This window comes from Sphingobium sp. RSMS, from assembly GCF_005406185.4.
Taxonomy (GTDB): Bacteria; Pseudomonadota; Alphaproteobacteria; order Sphingomonadales; family Sphingomonadaceae; genus Sphingobium; species Sphingobium fuliginis.
Genome location: NZ_CM191257.1, coordinates 988,437 through 1,003,445, shown reverse-complemented (window position 1 = coordinate 1,003,445; position 15,009 = coordinate 988,437). Strand labels below are relative to the sequence as shown.

At 63.7% G+C, this 15,009-nt stretch carries 19 protein-coding genes; 13 read left to right on the top strand and 6 right to left on the bottom strand.

The window, feature by feature from the left end:
- Nucleotides 1–63 precede the first annotated feature (63 nt).
- Entirely contained in the window at nucleotides 64–543 is a 480-nt protein-coding gene (gene parS / locus EGM87_RS04680; protein WP_044662137.1) for a type II toxin-antitoxin system Prs ADP-ribosylating antitoxin ParS, read from the top strand.
- Nucleotides 540–1,025, top strand: a complete 486-nt coding sequence (gene parT / locus EGM87_RS04675) for a type II toxin-antitoxin system Prs ADP-ribosylating toxin ParT (RefSeq protein ID WP_044662136.1) — start codon at nucleotides 540–542, stop codon at nucleotides 1,023–1,025. The genes parS and parT overlap by 4 nt, the downstream gene beginning before the upstream one ends.
- Before the next feature lie 76 nt (nucleotides 1,026–1,101).
- On the opposite strand, the gene EGM87_RS04670 is transcribed toward parT, so the two are convergent.
- The 6 genes from EGM87_RS04670 to EGM87_RS04645 form a co-directional block, all read right to left on the bottom strand.
- A complete protein-coding gene (locus EGM87_RS04670) occupies nucleotides 1,102–2,859 on the bottom strand; it encodes an asparagine synthase-related protein (RefSeq protein WP_044662135.1) in 1,758 nt (585 codons plus the stop codon).
- Nucleotides 2,859–3,515: a lasso peptide biosynthesis B2 protein gene (locus tag EGM87_RS04665; protein ID WP_082718614.1), complete on the bottom strand. Its 657-nt coding sequence runs from the start codon at nucleotides 3,513–3,515 to the stop codon at nucleotides 2,859–2,861. Before EGM87_RS04665 ends, EGM87_RS04670 begins: the two co-directional genes overlap by 1 nt.
- A gap of 65 nt (nucleotides 3,516–3,580) precedes the next feature.
- Nucleotides 3,581–3,715, bottom strand: a complete 135-nt coding sequence (locus EGM87_RS04660; RefSeq protein WP_137709742.1) for a benenodin family lasso peptide — start codon at nucleotides 3,713–3,715, stop codon at nucleotides 3,581–3,583.
- A 123-nt stretch (nucleotides 3,716–3,838) separates the two neighbouring features.
- The gene (locus tag EGM87_RS04655) at nucleotides 3,839–4,471 is read right to left on the bottom strand and encodes a GntR family transcriptional regulator (RefSeq protein WP_044662133.1); all 633 of its coding nucleotides are present in this window, start codon (nucleotides 4,469–4,471) and stop codon (nucleotides 3,839–3,841) included.
- Between the two features lie 9 nt (nucleotides 4,472–4,480).
- The gene (locus EGM87_RS04650; protein WP_044662132.1) at nucleotides 4,481–4,900 is read right to left on the bottom strand and encodes a helix-turn-helix domain-containing protein; all 420 of its coding nucleotides are present in this window, start codon (nucleotides 4,898–4,900) and stop codon (nucleotides 4,481–4,483) included.
- 237 nt (nucleotides 4,901–5,137) lie between these two features.
- Entirely contained in the window at nucleotides 5,138–5,557 is a 420-nt protein-coding gene (locus EGM87_RS04645; RefSeq protein WP_044662131.1) for a hypothetical protein, read from the bottom strand.
- Nucleotides 5,558–6,145: 588 nt separating this feature from the next.
- Between EGM87_RS04645 and EGM87_RS04640 the strand changes: the two genes are divergently transcribed.
- From EGM87_RS04640 to EGM87_RS04590, 11 genes are all read left to right on the top strand, one after another.
- On the top strand, nucleotides 6,146–6,928 hold the full coding sequence (locus EGM87_RS04640) for a DsbC family protein (protein ID WP_044662129.1): 783 nt from the start codon (nucleotides 6,146–6,148) through the stop codon (nucleotides 6,926–6,928).
- A gap of 227 nt (nucleotides 6,929–7,155) precedes the next feature.
- On the top strand, nucleotides 7,156–7,458 hold the full coding sequence (locus EGM87_RS04635; RefSeq protein WP_373886337.1) for a hypothetical protein: 303 nt from the start codon (nucleotides 7,156–7,158) through the stop codon (nucleotides 7,456–7,458).
- A 126-nt stretch (nucleotides 7,459–7,584) separates the two neighbouring features.
- The gene (locus EGM87_RS04630; protein ID WP_044662127.1) at nucleotides 7,585–7,851 is read left to right on the top strand and encodes a type IV conjugative transfer system protein TraL; all 267 of its coding nucleotides are present in this window, start codon (nucleotides 7,585–7,587) and stop codon (nucleotides 7,849–7,851) included.
- 8 nt (nucleotides 7,852–7,859) lie between these two features.
- A complete protein-coding gene (locus EGM87_RS04625) occupies nucleotides 7,860–8,495 on the top strand; it encodes a TraE/TraK family type IV conjugative transfer system protein (RefSeq protein WP_044662126.1) in 636 nt (211 codons plus the stop codon).
- Nucleotides 8,479–9,246 (top strand): type-F conjugative transfer system secretin TraK, encoded by a 768-nt coding sequence (locus EGM87_RS04620; protein ID WP_044662125.1) that lies wholly within the window; start codon nucleotides 8,479–8,481, stop codon nucleotides 9,244–9,246. The genes EGM87_RS04625 and EGM87_RS04620 overlap by 17 nt, the downstream gene beginning before the upstream one ends.
- Nucleotides 9,243–10,625 carry a TraB/VirB10 family protein gene (locus EGM87_RS04615; protein ID WP_373886318.1) on the top strand — a complete coding sequence of 461 codons (1,383 nt, stop codon included), beginning with the start codon at nucleotides 9,243–9,245 and terminating at the stop codon, nucleotides 10,623–10,625. Before EGM87_RS04620 ends, EGM87_RS04615 begins: the two co-directional genes overlap by 4 nt.
- A gap of 32 nt (nucleotides 10,626–10,657) precedes the next feature.
- Nucleotides 10,658–11,293 (top strand): TraV family lipoprotein, encoded by a 636-nt coding sequence (locus EGM87_RS04610; RefSeq protein ID WP_044662123.1) that lies wholly within the window; start codon nucleotides 10,658–10,660, stop codon nucleotides 11,291–11,293.
- Nucleotides 11,290–13,809 (top strand): TraC family protein, encoded by a 2,520-nt coding sequence (locus EGM87_RS04605; RefSeq protein WP_061934585.1) that lies wholly within the window; start codon nucleotides 11,290–11,292, stop codon nucleotides 13,807–13,809. Before EGM87_RS04610 ends, EGM87_RS04605 begins: the two co-directional genes overlap by 4 nt.
- Nucleotides 13,809–14,138 (top strand): hypothetical protein, encoded by a 330-nt coding sequence (locus EGM87_RS04600; RefSeq protein WP_044662121.1) that lies wholly within the window; start codon nucleotides 13,809–13,811, stop codon nucleotides 14,136–14,138. The genes EGM87_RS04605 and EGM87_RS04600 overlap by 1 nt, the downstream gene beginning before the upstream one ends.
- The gene (locus EGM87_RS04595) at nucleotides 14,135–14,371 is read left to right on the top strand and encodes a hypothetical protein (RefSeq protein WP_044662120.1); all 237 of its coding nucleotides are present in this window, start codon (nucleotides 14,135–14,137) and stop codon (nucleotides 14,369–14,371) included. Before EGM87_RS04600 ends, EGM87_RS04595 begins: the two co-directional genes overlap by 4 nt.
- Nucleotides 14,361–14,996: a conjugal transfer protein TraW gene (locus EGM87_RS04590; RefSeq protein ID WP_044662119.1), complete on the top strand. Its 636-nt coding sequence runs from the start codon at nucleotides 14,361–14,363 to the stop codon at nucleotides 14,994–14,996. The genes EGM87_RS04595 and EGM87_RS04590 overlap by 11 nt, the downstream gene beginning before the upstream one ends.
- The last annotated feature ends 13 nt before the right edge of the window (nucleotides 14,997–15,009 follow it).

The window sequence follows — 15,009 nt, the reverse complement described above, 5'->3', positions numbered from 1 at the left end:
TCCACCGCCTTCCTTGCGAATGACGCTCAAAGGAGCTATATAAATGCTCAAAGGAGCATTGCCATGTCCGAACTCGAAACTGGCGCGCGCAAGGCGCAGGGGAAAGGCACGCCCCCCTTTGCCTATAAGGCGCTGTACCGTGCCTCGCCGGTCGATCGAATCGGCGTCATCAAGAAGGGCGTGGCGGCCAGCGACCTGAAGCGCTTCATCGCCGCCTTGCATGTGGACCAGAAGGTCATGTTCGACGCGCTCAATCTCAAGACGGCCACGGTGAACAAGAAGGCGGCGAACAACCAGCCGCTCTCGACGGAAGACAGTGAACGGGTTCTGGGCCTTGCAAAACTGGTCGGCCAGCTCGAAGACATGGTCGAGGAATCGGGCGAGACGGATGGGTTCGATGCGCCCGAATGGCTCTCGTCCTGGCTGCGTCAGCCTCTCCCGGCGCTGGGAGGCGTCAATCCGATCGATCTTCTCGACACGATGGAGGGACAGGCCGTCGTGTCCCGCGCCCTTGCGCAAATCCAGAGCGGCGCCTTTGCGTGACGACAAGCTTTTGGAGAATCGCAACCGACGCCAGGACCTATGAAGCGGACGACCTGTCAGGCGCCGGCGCCAAGATCACCGGGGGCCGGTGGAATGAGGTCGGCGTCGCCATCGTCTATGCGGCGAGCAGCCGGGCACTCGCCTGCCTGGAGACGGTCGTTCATCTGAACTCGGGTGGGTTGCCGCTCAATCGCTACCTCGTCGAAATCGAGGTGCCGGACGAGGTGCTGGCATCAGCGGAGGTCGCGACACCCGGCAATCTCCCGGTCGGCTGGGATGCCGAACCGGCGGGACGGGTCAGCATCTCATTCGGATCGCAATGGGCGCAGAGCCAAAGGACAGCGCTGCTGCTCGTCCCTTCCGTCATTGTGCCAGAGGAGACTAATCTCCTCATCAATCCCGCGCACCCCGATGCCAAGGGGATCAAGGCCCGGAAGGTGCGCAAATGGCTCTATGATCCAAGGATGATCCGCAAGGCGTGATCTTCTCTGGCAGCGTTACCGATCAGTCCGCTTGCGCACTTGACACTCGATGCCCGGACTCCTCGTCATTGGCGGTTCAACCGCCAGCCCCGTTCCAGCGCGCGATCCAGGCCTCCATATCGAGCAGGGTCAGCAGCCGGACATAACTCAATCCCATGGCCGGTCCCCGCGCCAGCGCTGCGTCGATCGCAGCGCCGTTCAGAAGTTTCCGACGCATGAGTTCGCCGTCCAGCAGCCGCTCATGCACTTCATGGTGGTTGCGCTCGATCACCTCCATCGCAAAGCCACTCGGACTTCCCTTACGCCGCCGGTCCCGAACCAGCGGCGGGAGGCGATCATGATAGGCCCTTCGCGCGATGGCACGATCCCGCCCGCCCTCAAGCATTTTCCAGGTCGGAATGGCCAATGCCGCTTCGACCACCGGTTGCGACATGAGGGGGTTGACCATCGGCATCCCATGTTCGCGCAGATAGCCTTCAAGATGGTTCTGGACCCGCAGGAGGAAGGCGATTTGCCCGGATTTACCGGGACGCGAGCGCAGTTGCTCATCGAGCCAAGGGTGCCGCAACGGCTTGGCTTGCAAATCCGCCATCACATCATCGGCGATGGCCTCGCCATTGCGGACCCATTTGTAGGGCCGACGCATATGGGGGATTGCGCGCAGCACTTCCCAGGCCGCTGTCGAAAACGACGTCTCGGTCACCTTCGCGATATTGCGCAGCGTGGCGAAAGCCTCGCCACCGATGCCCCGCGCATGGATGCAATCGAAAAATGGGCGGACCGAACTGCTGTTGTAGAAGATATTGTCGCCGCCATTTCCGGTATGGACGGCATCCGCCCCGCAACCGCGCGCCAGGCGCATGACGAGGGCATGATAGGCCACCTCATGGATCTGCCCGATGGGCTTGGGAAAATGTCTCGCGACCGAACGGGAGAGGTCGATATCGCCATGATCGTAGAAGCCTTCGAGCAATGGCGCACCGACCGACGCGGCCATGGCGCGCGCATAATCCCGCTCGTCGCCGTTGCGATTTTCGGTGACGAGGGTGACGCACTGGAACGGCGTCCCGGCCCTCGACAGGCCAGCCGTGACGATCGAGGAGTCAAGCCCGCCCGAAAGGGTCGAAAGGATCGCGCTGGAGGTCGAGGCCCAGGAAGCGATGCAATGATCGATGGTCCTGCGGAGGCGTTCAGCCGCCGCCTCGCTGTCCCATTGTTCGGCTTCCCTGACATGATCCCAGGGTGACCAGAAGCGCGTCACTTCCTGCTCTCCAGGCTTCAACAGGACGGAGGTGCCGGGCAGCAATTCGTGGAGGCCTTCGATCGCCGTCGCGCTATTCGGCAAGTCCTTCGCGATCAAATATCGCGGGATCTGATCCCAGGCGATGGCGCGCTTCAAAAGGCCGGCTTCGACCAGAAGATCGACATCCGACGACGCGGCCCAGCCCGTCGGCATCTGGAGAAAATAGCTAGGCATCGCACCGCCGGGATCTCGCGCGAGTTCCATCATTCCCTCGCCTTCCGCAGAGAGGATGTAGCCGCCCCAATATCGGTCGCGCAGTGTCGGCAGGACGGCGCCGGTGCGCATCTCCTCCTGCCACTGCTTGTCCTCCATGGTGATCGGGAAGGCCGGGCCATGGCGCGGGAACAGCGTTCCAATCACCCCGCCCGAACCGTCAGGCAGCAGCAAAACAAGGTCGGGCGCGCTTGTCCAGATGATGGCCTGCCCAATGCGCGTGCAATATCGAAGACCCGTGCGCTCCTGAACGAACGCCTGCCTGCGCGGCAGAGCCTCTTCATTCCAGTCGATCAGGATCAGGTAGCGCCCCAGCATCAGATCGCCAGGATCGGCTCGAAGGGCCGGATATTCTCCAGCCGATCGTTGAGGACCATGTCATCGGCCTGCACCCAGCAATGGGCGGAAAAGGGCGATGCGCTGACGCCAATGACCAGCTTTGCGCTGAGGCCCGCGGCGAGCAGGACCTCGAGAAAGGCGATCGAGCGGGGCAGGCACTGGCCCCTTTGCGGCAGCAACCAGTTACTGGCGGCAAACGCTGAAGCCCAGCCTGTCCATTCCAGGTCCGCGCGACCGGCATGGTCGATCTCGACGCAACGCGCGCGCCGCTCGATCTGCGCGATGATGACGCCGAACTCCCGGACGCGAAGGCGAATGATCGCGCTGATCTGCGCTCGGATGAAAGCGAGCCGCTGCCCCATCGATCCCGTCGCGGGATCAAGCGGCACTTCGCGCGACGCGCAGGGAATGGAAACCGGCTGCGGCGGCCAGTCGATTTCCTCGTCTTCAACGAGAATGGCAGAAGCGACCAGATGGCCGAGGTCGGACCCCGGCGCCTCGCCCATGACAAGCCGCCGGAACGCCAGATCCCATTGCGGCTGCAGGCCAAAATAGCGGTCGGCCGCGACATCGAGGAAGATCGCGCGCTGCCCTGTCACGCAGAAGGACAGGCCATTTCTCAACCTGTATCCCATTTCGGCTCTCCGACGCTTGCGGCCATCATGAAAAAGACGCGCGCCCTCCGGCGCGCGCCCCTTGGTCAGTCGTCGGCGATACCGAGCTGGCGGACCTGGCCGCCGATATTGTCGGAATCGTCGAGCGCTGCGCCCTTCGTTTCGACCGATGCGACGCCGAGATCGACGACGCTGTCTTCATGCTCGTTGATGTTGTTCATCTTCATCTCCATCAGTTCACCGCAGTCTTGCGGCAGGACTGATGCTATTGAAGGAAAGCCATATATCCGATCTTATAAGGTGCCATTTTGACAGCTTATAAGCTTGCAAATGGATGGAGAATTTCAGTCCGCAATTGACGCCAGAAGCACAGCGCTCACGATTTGGTCTACACGCGCCAGGCGACGTTTATGATAGTGGGAGATTGCATTTCGGATCGCGCGTCTGTTTCCTTCGCAGACGATGGTCCATAATTCCCGCAATTCCTGAGCCTGCCTGTTCACCACGCTTTCGCACAGCCTCAATGTGTGAAGACGTTCGCCAACGATGCTGACCGCATCAAGATGTTCGTCATTGGGCGAACAGGCGCATATCTGCGTGAAAAGATCGGCGCTGGCAGCGGCAATGCGTACGGGATCGGCTATCTCATCGTCAAGAAAGGCTGGCGGCTGTTCGATTCGTTCGAATTTCACCATGACCTTGAGCGCCGCTTCGACAATGTCTCGGTGCCAACTGTAGAGATTATAGGCTCGCTGCCGGGTCAGGGGCGGCATGGCGAAGCCGCCTCCGCCCTGCATCGCGACCAGTCGCTCACCGACGAGACGATGGAGCGCGTCGCGAACCGGCGCGATGCTGGTCCCGAAGCGCTCCGCGAGGGCCAGCACCACAAGCGGCGCTGCCGGTGGCTGGTCACCGCGCAGAATCAGCAGCTTGAGTTCGCGATAGACGCGATCGGCGATGACGGTTTCCGGCGCCATGCGGACTGCCTATGCCGATGAGCCGGTGCCGGTCGGACCGCGCCCGCCGTCGGCCGGCTTGAGGAAAGTCCGCAGGTTCAGACCGGAGATGAATTCGATACAGAGCTGTTCGAGGTCGCGCATGTCATCGAGAAAGAAATGGCGGGGAAAGTGCATGTGATGCTCCAGAAACATCATGGGGATGAGGAGATGCGCCGCCGACAGTCCGAGGGCATGGGCGCAGGCGATATGGTCATCGAAACGGGACTTCGGGTTGCCCGATTCGATTTCCCTGAGCCACCGCACACCGATCCCGACATCGGCGGCAAGTTGCTCTTGCGTAATGCGATGGCGCCTGCGCCGTTCTTCAATGCGGCGACCTGAGATCGACTTGACCTCGGCCAGTATCGACGCCCCTTCTTCAAAGGCGCCGCTTTGAGATGAGGTCATCAGGTCCTCCCTGATCGCGTCTCAAAGCATCCATGCACATTCCGATGACCCAAGATTTGGGTGAAATATGCCGTCGGTCAAATTTTATCGGTACCATTTTGACAGTTGGCGAGCCGCTTGGGTCCGCAGACAGACGGTCAAATTACCCGAATTGAAGAAGAGATGCCGCGTCGCCACCCTAACTCATGGTGGAGGCCCGCCCTACAAAAGCGGCCTGACGCGCTGTTCGACGCCCGGTCAGCCTTGCCGAAAAGTGTCGGGAAGCCGTCGAAAGGCCCGCGCCAGAGCCCGATCCTCGCTCGCCGCCATGATCGCAATGGCGGCGACATGGAGTTTCGCGACCGTCGGGCGCGCATCGATATGGTCCGAGGCGGCGACGCGTTCGAGAATGGCGCCGGCAAAGGGCTTCAGCTGCGCCGATGCCCCGACATAATGTTCTTCATTCCCCACCAACTTCTTGAGCGAGGGCATGGTAAGTTCCGCGACGAGCTCGTCCGTATCCACGGACCCCATCAGCAGAAGCGCGACCGATAGCGTCGCGCCATAGGGAATGAAGCTCCTGGCGATCCGCGCCAATCGATAGTGGCACGCGAGGAACAGGTCGGTGCCCTCGCTCGACAGGTACAATCTGTAGGTCCTCGATCGGTTGCCGACCATGGCTCAACCCCTTTTGTGATTCGCGCGACCACCCCCATGCTACTGACGGGCATCCGCGAATTTGAAGGCGTTTCCTGATCAAAAAATCGGCACTGAAATGCCGAAATCGGCATTGAGATGCCGATTCCGGTACTTCAGTGCCGGTTTCGGCATCTCAGTGCCCTGCCCATTGCGGATGCCCGCAAGGTTGGCGCACCACCGGCTCATCCCGACATGGGGCGACGAGGCACAGATCCGATTTCCAGTTTGAGCGTCCACCGCCAACCCATGGAGACCCACACGAGGCGCAATGCTTCGTCATGCATTGGAGACGATGATGATGTCGGCCAATCAACCGGCGATCGTGGCTGGACTGTTCCTGTCCGGCCTGATCGCGAACCCATGCGGAGCGGCGCACCCAAGCGCCGGAACTGCGGCAGCGCTCCCGTTGGGGCATCTCGACATAGCGCAGGCGAACGGAGATTTCTTCATTCGCGCAGACGCCACTTCCCCAGTCGAACCGCGTCGTTCGTTGCAGCTGGGCTCCAGGGTCAGGATTGATGCGGACCTGCTGAACTCCCCCGCTTTGCCCCTGAAGGAGATAGCCCGATGAAGAGGCCTTCCCGCAATCTTTCCGCAGTCCTCACCTGCGCCACCTTCCTCCTTCCCGGTGCTGCGATGGCACAGCCGCAACCGGGCGAACCGGCGGACCTTGCCGCGGCAGCCCGCGCCGCCGAACAGAGCCTTCATCAGAGCTTTGCCAATCTTCAGTTCGAGGATTTCGGGCCGGCGCCGGTCAAGGGCCCGCTGTTCCAGGCGAGCGCCGGCGGCCGCATCCTCTATTATGCGCCGCAGAGCGACCATCTGCTGTTCGCCACCATTTACGACAAGAACGGCGTCAATCTGACCGCCCTCGCCCAGGATGCGAGCGCGCAAAAAAAGTTGGGCGCGCTCGAGCCTTCCCAGGCGCTCACCATCGGACCGCCGGGCGCGCCGACCGTCATCGAGTTCACTGATCCCGACTGCCCCTATTGCCGCGCGCTCGATCGCTTCTGGGCGGCGAAGGCCGCCGAAGGAAAGCCGGTACGTCGGCAAATCTATTTCGTGAGCGGCATCCACCCGCAAGCCGCGTCCAAGGCCGAGCATATCCTCTGCTCGAAGGATCAGGCTGGCGCCTTCCGCGCCACTTATGCCGGAGAGGCGCCAAAACCGCTCGCCACCTGCAAGGAGGGCGCGGCACGCGTCGCCGCCAATGCGCAGGCCGTCAAAGCCATGGGCATATCGGGGACGCCGACCCTCATCCTTGATGGCCGCGCCATCTCCGGCTTCCAGCAGGCCGAGATCGAGGCCTGGCTCGATGAGAAGCGGGCGCCAAAAAAGCCACCCAGCTGATTTCCCCCAAATTTGGCGGGCTCACGGCGACGGACGAACAAGCGCCCGTTCCCTGAGCAACAGATGCCGGCGACAGGGCCCCGTTTCCAAGGAGCCACCCATCCCTTCGCTGGCCGTCAACGATTCTCATGTCGGTGCCGGCAGGCATTTTCATGGGGAGGCTCCTTATTGCCTGGAGAAAAGCCATGCTCAAACTTGCCTCACTGCCTGCCCAATCCCGGAACCGGATGCGCAGCCTCTCGTTTGCGTTGGCCGATGCCGTGGGAACCCTGCTTATCGCGATGACCCTGGCATCGGCCGCCCACGCCTTCCAGGCGCCGGCCGCCGGCGACCTTGGCTACGATATCTACGACATCGTGGTGAACCAGGGGGTGAAAGGGCCGCTCGGCTTCGTGGGCGGGGTGGCCGCCTTTCTGTTCGGGGTCAGCCGTCTCTTTTCCAACATCATGATCGGCATCCCGACGATCGTCGCCGCCGTCTGCCTGATCCGGGCGGATTCCATCCTCCAGACCTTCGGCATGATGGTCTGAGAGCCGCCTGAAACAGGGACTGGCGTGGATCTCATGTTCCGGGTCCACGCCGGATACGGGGAGCGGATGGTCGCTCCTTGTAACAATCACGCCTGGTCGAGGCGTGATGAAGCAAGGGAGAAGGACGTGGACGAGAGACTTCCCCAATTTCTGCACAAGCCGGTCCAGATACTCTGGTTCGACGCGCAGGAGTTCATCGTCGTGGTGTCCACCATCTTCGTCGCCGTCATCGTCGGCGGATATGTGGGCTGGTCGCTCCTCGGCGTCCTTCTCCTCTTCATTCCCTGGAAGCGGACCAAGCCGCGCGGCTTCATGCCCCATCTCGCCTGGCGCTGGGGGCTGCTCAAGCTCCCCCGCTACCCCGGCCCGACCCAGACCCGCTTTTGCGAGTGAGGTATCCCATGTTCGGCAGATCATCCGCCCGAGAGCCCAGCGACCCCTTGCTGGATAAGCCCTCCAGCTTCGGCATCCATCGCTATCTCCAGGGCTCATCCAACCTCTTCGAGGAGAACCGCCTCCTCAAATTCTCGATCGCGGGCCTGTTCGGCATCACCGCGGTCCTGGGGATCGCCCTCTATACGACGAGCCAGAACCAGCGCACGATCGTGGTCCCCTTCGGCGCCGGCGGCGATCTCTATGTGACGGGTGGCAAGCCCTCGCCCGCCTATCTACGCACCATGACGCGCAATATCGTGGCGCTTTCGGGCACCTATTCCGCGCTGTCGGCCGACCGGCAATTTCAGGAACTGCTCAGTATCGTCCACCCCACCGCCTATAATGGCATCCGCGACAGCCTGAACGCGATCCTCGACGAGCTCGCCAACAATCCGACGCTCTCGATCGCGACCTATATCCGGCCCGACCAGCCTGTCACCTGGACCGACCGCCAGATCCTGGTGCCGGTCGAAAAGGTGCGCGTCATCGGCGGCGTCATCCGCAAGTTCCGGGGCAATCTGCGCATCCGTTACACAATCGATGCCGGCCGATTCTGGCTCCTGTCTCTAGCCGAGGAAAATTTCGATGCCGAACTTCGGTAAGCGCCTTTGCGCGCCCGCGGCGCTCATCACCGCCTGTCTTCCTGTCCCGACATTCGCGCAAACCATCATGGCTCTGCCCGACCAGACCAGCAGCATCCGCCTCTCCAACCGGGACATCAATCATCTCGTCTGCCAGGGCGGCGAGATTGAGGACGTCAAATTCTCCGCCGAAAAAGCGATCGCGGTCGAGAAGGCCGGGGCCGACGCCTGGGTCAAATTCCTCGTCAAGGAAAGCGATGATGCGGGCCAGGTGACCCGCAGCTATGTGACGGCCCCTTCGGAATTCTTCGTGACCTGCAACGGCGCGAGCTATCCGCTCTATGCCGAGCCCTCGGACATTCCTGCCCAGACCGTGACGCTTGCGCCCGGCGCCAGCCAGCGCGCCCGCGCCAATGGCGAATTGCTGGGGCCGCTGGTCGAGGAAGAGCGCGCCGTCTCCATCACCCTCTCGATGCTCCAGGACCAAGTGCCGGCCAGCTTCACCGAGGTTGCCGTTTCGCCAAGGCTGCTTGCGCTCAGCGCCGCGCCCGCGATCCGCATTACCGAGCGCCGCCGCATCGCAATCGAGGGCACGGGGCTTTCGGCTTCGGAATATTGGATCGAGGCGAGCGCCGATACCGAGATTGACGAGCGGCTGTTCCTTGGCACTGCGATGGGCGCACGCATCTTCAGCGTCACCCTCGATCGCCTGTCTCTCCGCGCCGGCGAGAGCGCACGGCTCATCCTGCTGCGCCGGGGAGAAGCGCTGTGAGTGGCGCCGACGACAAAACCCCCGGCAACACAGGTGCCGGTAGCGGTGATCCCGCTTCGCCTGCGCCCCCCCAGCGGAGACATGCCGGGATGCAGGGCTATTCCCGCCCGCCCAAGAAGGAAGGCCTTGGTGACAACGCAAAGGACGGCGGCGCGCAGAATGGAGGTCGCGGCCCCGCGCTCCTCGACCTGAAAGCCCGCTGGGCGAGTCTGAGCGCCAAGCAGCAGCTGCGCGCCCGGCAGGCCGGCGTCGGCGTGGTGATCGCGATGTTCGGCTACGGCCTCTACACGGCCTCGACGGGATCGAAGGACGAAGCGCCGACAGCACCAGCCGCCTCCCGTCTCGACATGGGCGCGGGCCTTCGCGGTGACAGCCTCGAGACCAAGGTGCGGGGCGATCTCAAGAAAATCCTCGATGGCCAGGCGCTGCTGGGCGACCGGGTCACCGCGATCGAGGAGGGCAAGATCGCCCCGGGCGCGCGCTCCTCGACGGACGCGGCGGAAGGCGACCTGCCGAGCGCCATGCCCGGCGACATCCCGGCCTTCCCGCCAAGCCCCAGCGCGCATGAGCTGGAAAGCGCCGACGGCAGCCTGCCACCGCCACCCGTGCCGTCTGCCCGTCCCGCGCCGCCCGCCCCGCCGGTCGAGCGCCAGGTCGGCTCGATCGGAACGGCAACCGCCGCGCTCACCGCCGACGCGGGCGACAAGGGGGCAACAAGCGTTAAAAAAAAGACCCGGACGATCTATTTGCCGCCTGGTTTCATGAAGGCGCGGCTGCTGACCGGGATCGACGCGCTGGCGAGCCGGGACGCGACCTCGAACCCGGAACCGCTGATCGCCCGTGTCCAGGCGCCCGCCGTGCTGCCCAATGATGTCAAGGCGAACCTTTCTGGCTGCTTCGTCATCGGCAATGCGACCGGCAGCCTCGCCAAGGAGCGGGTCGAGGTCCAGCTCGTCTCCCTCTCCTGCGTCGATTTCGACGAACGCTCGGTGGTCGATCAGCCGATCAAGGGCTTCTTCGTCGACACCGACGGGAAGAAGGGGCTGTCGGGCCGGGTCGTCACCCGCGCCGGGGCCGCGCTCGCCCGCAGCTTCATTGCCGGCACGATCTCAGGCATGAGCCAGAGCGTCGAAAACACCTTTGGCGATACCTCGGTCTCCGCGCTCGGCACCGTCCGGTCGCTCGACGCCAGCGATGCGGCCAAGTCCGGCATCGCCGGCGGCCTTTCCAAGTCCTCCGACAAGCTCACCGACTTCTATCTCGATCTCGCGCGCCAGGCCGGTCCCATCGTCGAGGTGGGCGCCGCCAAGGATGTGGTCGTGGTGATCCAGGAAGGCGTCGCCCTCGAGATCAAACCGACAGCGGGGAGCAAATTCTGATGCGCCCGCGCCTCACACAAGGAGACACGCCCATGCCGCTACTCTCTTTCTCGTCAGCTTCACCCCTGCGCCGCGCCGGCGCCCCGCTGCTGATCCTTGCATCCCTGCCGGCCTGCACCGCCATCGGATCGGTCATGTCGCCCTACCCGGAAAAATTCAGCTGCAAGAATAGCGACCATGGCCAGTGCATCCACCCCGAGCGCGCCTATGAGGATGCGGTCGCCGGCGCGGTGTCGCGGTCCGATCCCAATGTCACGAACGACAAGAAGATCCTGAAAGGCAGCGCTGCTGCCGCGTCCCACGGATCGACGGGACGCGCCCGGGGCAAGGCCGCCACGCCCTATCTTGGCTATCGCGACAGCGTCTATCGCGAGCTTCAGGGCCTGGTCGAGGCGCCGGTGACGCCGATGCTGCGCCCCGGCCGCACGATCCGCACGCTCATCCTCCCCTATGCCGACCGGGAGCGGCCCGACCGTCTCTATATGCCGCGCTATGTCTATTCGATCCTCGACAAGCCCCAATGGGTGGTCGGCGATTATCTGGTGACCCCCGTCAATCCCGCGGCCCGCGTACCCGTTCTCGAACAGGTGAAAGCCAAGCCCGCGCCCATGGAGACGAGCGACCTTCCCGCGTCGCCACAGGAACAGCCACAGGAGTCGGGCCGATGAGGGCGCCCGGCACCCGCCATGGCGGCGGCATGACCTTCGAGCGGCTGCGCCAGAGCGTCTCGCGCGATGCCTATTCCGACTTTCTGCCGATGGTCGCCTGGGTCGAGGAAGAAGAGGCATTTCTCTGCATCGACGATGGCTGGGGCCAGGCCTGGGAACTCATCCCGTCGGCCTATCTTTTCGCCCATGTCCATCAGGCGCTGCTCGGCCTCCTCAATATCCACTTCGCGCCGGGCACCGTCGTCCAGCTTCACTGTTTTGCCGATCCGCTGATCGACGACGCGCTCGACGCCTTCCTGGATCTCAAATCCCGGCCCGATCCGTTGATCCAGGCCTCGGCGCGCCGGACCCGCGATTATCTCCGCGAAGGGACGCAGGGGCTTGATGCCCTCCACGGCATTCCGCTGCGCAATTTCCGCCTGCTCCTCTCGATCAAGACGAGGAAGCCGCTCGGGGCCGACCTGCGCCGTCAAATCGAAGAGCAGCTCTCCAAGCTCGGCATCGCCCGCCTCGCGCCCGAAGCGCTGGTCACCTTCTATCGCCGCATCTTCAACGGCGTGTTCTCGGCGGCTCCGGGTGTTTTCGCCCGCGGCAGCGAGGATATGCCCGCGCGCCCGGTGCGCAAACAACTGATCGATGCCGGCCCCGATCTCGTCTTCGATGGCCCCGAACTGTTCCTCGGCGACCAGGTCGCGCGCTGCCTGACACCCAAGTCGCCGGCCCGGCGCGTCACCGCCGAGCGCTGCAACCGCCTCCTGGGCGGAATGCGTGGCGCATCCGAGGACAGTGACCAGATAGGCGGCCCCTTCCTCTACACACTCAACATCCTCTTCGATCATTCGAGCTTCGAGATCCACAAGCGCGCGCAGATCCTCTCCGCGCAAAAGGCCGCCGGCAGTTTCGCGGTCGAGGTGGGCAAGCAGATCGAGGAAATTGGCTGGGTACTCGACGAGGCGGGCAACAGCCGCTTCGTCTCGGTGATCCCGGTCATCTGGGTCTTCGGTCGGGACAGCGCGCAGGCCCGCGAGATGGCGGCGCGCGCCAAGCGCCTCTGGGAAAGCGAACCGCTCCCCTGGATGATGCAGGAGGAGAGCTATCTCAATCCCGTGCTGCTGCCGATGGCCCTGCCCTTCGGCTTCTATCCCGACCGGCGCACGGTCAAGATGCTGGAGCGCGATCTGCCCATGCCCGCCAAGGCGGCGACGCTGCTGGCTCCGGTGCAGACCGACTTTCGCGGCGGGGGCCGCCCCGCCCTCCTCTATGCCGGGCGCAAGGGCCAGCTTATCACGCTCGATCTCTTCGACCCGCGCATCAACAATTATAATTTCATCGTCTCGGCCGAGAGCGGCGCAGGGAAGAGCTTCCTGCTCAATAACCTCTGCCAGCAATATTATGCGCAAGGCGCGCTCATCCGCATCATCGATATCGGCGGAAGCTACGCCAAGCTCTGCACCCTTTGCTCCGGGCGATATATCGACATTGGCGAGGAGCATCTCGTCCTCAATCCCTTCGACATGGGATTCGCGCTCGACGGCGACGATCGCCAGTCGGCCATCTCCATGGCGGTCGCGATCGTCGCGGAAATGGCCAATGCCGCAACTCGCAAGGGCGTCAGCACGTCGGAATGGAACCTGCTCAAGTCCGCGGTCCAGTGGACGATCGACAGCGGACGGGCCGAGGCTGGCATCGATGCGGTCCGTGACTGGCTGGGCGCCTATCCCGCTTATGCAACAAGCGATCTCGACAAAGTCGATCACCTCATCCCTACCGCCCGCGAACTCGCCTTCAACCTGCGCGATTTTGCCAGTTCGGGCGCCTATGGCCATTATTTCAACGGCCCCTCGACCTTCGACATTTCCGCCGACGAGTTCGTCGTGCTTGAGCTTGAGCGCCTCAAGGCCATGCCCGATCTCTTCAACGTGATCGTGATGGTGGTGGTGAACGCGGTCACCCAGGAGCTTTATCTTTCCGCACGCGACCGGCCCCGCTTTGTCCTGTGCGATGAAGCTGCCCAGTTCATGACCCGCACCGACGGGCAGGATCTTTCCCGCCTCGCCGAGGTCTTCGGTCAGGGCTACAGGCGCGCGCGCAAATATCAGGGGAGTTTTGGCGTCGTCCTCCAGTCGATGAACGACCTGCTGCTGTTCGGCGGCACGGGACAGGTGATCCTCGAAAATGCCGCCACCCGCTTCCTCCTCCAGGGGTCGACCTATGACCGGGCCGTCGAGAACAAGATCCTCGATTATTCGGGCTTCGTCCTCGATCTCCTGAAATCGGTCCGCAACAACAAGCCCAATTACTCCGAAGTCTTCATCGACTCGCCGCTGGGTCTGGGCATCGCCCGGCTCGTGGTCGATCCCTTCTCCTATTGGATCAACACCAGCGCGCCGCAGGAGGTGGCGGCGTTCGAGGCGCGGCTGCGTAGCGGAAGATCGCCGCTCGAAGCGATTTGCGACCTGGCAGGCGTCGAAGCGACCGAGATCCTTGGGTCTACCCTCAACGGGGAGGCGCTGTGATGAGCAAGCCCTCCACCGACAGGAGCCATCCCCGGTTCGAGTTTGAACCCGATCCGGCGCTCGAAGCTTTCATCGAGCGGCGCGCCGCCGCCAAGGCCGAAGCGCAGGCGCTCTACTGGCGCTTCCGCCTGATCACGATCGAGACGATGATGCTGGGGCTGCTCGTCGGCGCCGCGGGTCTCGCGCTCCATCAGCCGCCCCTCCTCGTCTTTCGCGCCGCCGTCATGGTCGCCGCCGGCTGCTTTGCGAGCGGCATCCTTCTCATTGGCCTCACCGGCGCGATCGACAAGGGGATCATGCGCTTGCGTGCCTGGTGGCGGGCAAGATGAGAGGCATCCTTGACCCCGCACCTGCGCCCGGACCGATCCGCCTGCTGGTGGGAACGCAGCTCATGCTGCTCGTCCAGACGATGCTGGTGTTCGACGCGGCGGACGGCCTTCCGGCCAGCCTCAAGGCCTATCTGCTCGCGTGCGGCGTCCTTGGCGCCACCGCCCTCATCTGCGCCATCCGCGGCGAGAACGGACAAGGCGAACCCTGGTGGAGGCGGCGCCATGGACATTGAGCCGCGCTATCCCCATCGCGCCCGCCATGCGCTGATCGGCGCGCTGATGCTCGCCCTTGCCTGCCATGAGCCGGCGATGGCCGCGACCTCCACGATCGGCCGAACCTGGCCGATCGCCGAGCCCGACGCCATGGCGGAGATCGAGGCCCGCGCTGCCAGGGCGCCTAGCCTTGCTTCCCGGCTCGGCCCACGCTCGAACTGGTCGGCGCTCCAGGCGGCGCCATTGAGGCAGGCCAGGGTCGACCGCGTCCGCAGCCTCGTCCCTTTCTATACTGTGGAGGAGGATATCCGCCTGCCCGATGGCCGATTGCTTTACCCCAAGGGCTTCACCTTCAACCCGCTCGACTATGTGTCGTTGCCCCAGCGCCTCGTCATCGTCCATCCCCGTGATCTCGGCTGGGCGCTGAAGCAGGCGCGCTTTACCGATTTCATCCTGCTTACCGCGGGCGATGCGCTCGACCTGTCCGAGCGCAGCGGGCGGCCGCTCTTCATTTTGGAGGAACGGGTCAAGGAACGGCTCGGCCTTACTGTCGCGCCGGTGATCGTCGCCCAGCAGGGCAAAAAGCTCGTGCTTTCCGAATATGCTCTCAACAGCCGCCTCGCGCCTGAAGGAGCGGCGAGATGACCCCCATGAACGA